Origin of the sequence: Caballeronia sordidicola, from assembly GCF_000729995.1 — a bacterium.
Taxonomy (GTDB): domain Bacteria; phylum Pseudomonadota; class Gammaproteobacteria; order Burkholderiales; family Burkholderiaceae; genus Caballeronia; species Caballeronia sordidicola_A.
Window position 1 is genome coordinate 1 of the sequence record NZ_JNFG01000147.1, and the last position, 385, is coordinate 385.

Sequence of the window (385 nt, forward strand, 5' to 3'; positions counted from 1 at the left end):
CTCAATCATGGGCTCGACGAGCGAACGGCGACGGTCCCGCAGCGGCGAGCTTTGGTGGTCAGGGATGGGGGATGCGCGTTTCCCGGCTGCGGCACTCCGCCGGGATGGTGCGATGCCCACCATATTGTTCATTGGATGGACAGTGGTCCAACGGATTTCGATAATCTCATACTTTTGTGCGGCCATCATCATCGGTTGTTGCACCATACCGAGTGGAGTGTCGAGATCGGGGATGATCGGAAAACCCGGTTCGACCCGCCGATGTCGGTGGATCCGTAACAGGTTCCGATACCGGGGAACAGTCCACCGACAGCAGCGTGAACAGCCGAATACGCGAGGTGTACACCGGGGAAGAAACAAGCCTCGGTGTACACGGCTGTCGCTG

The 385-nt window shown here is 59.2% G+C and carries 1 protein-coding gene; it reads left to right on the top strand.

Features of this window, described 5'->3' with window-relative positions; all coding sequences use genetic code 11:
- A partial coding sequence (locus tag FH08_RS50785) for an HNH endonuclease signature motif containing protein (protein ID WP_160172530.1) occupies positions 1-279 on the top strand: 279 nt, incomplete at its 5' end.
- Positions 280-385 lie beyond the last annotated feature (106 nt).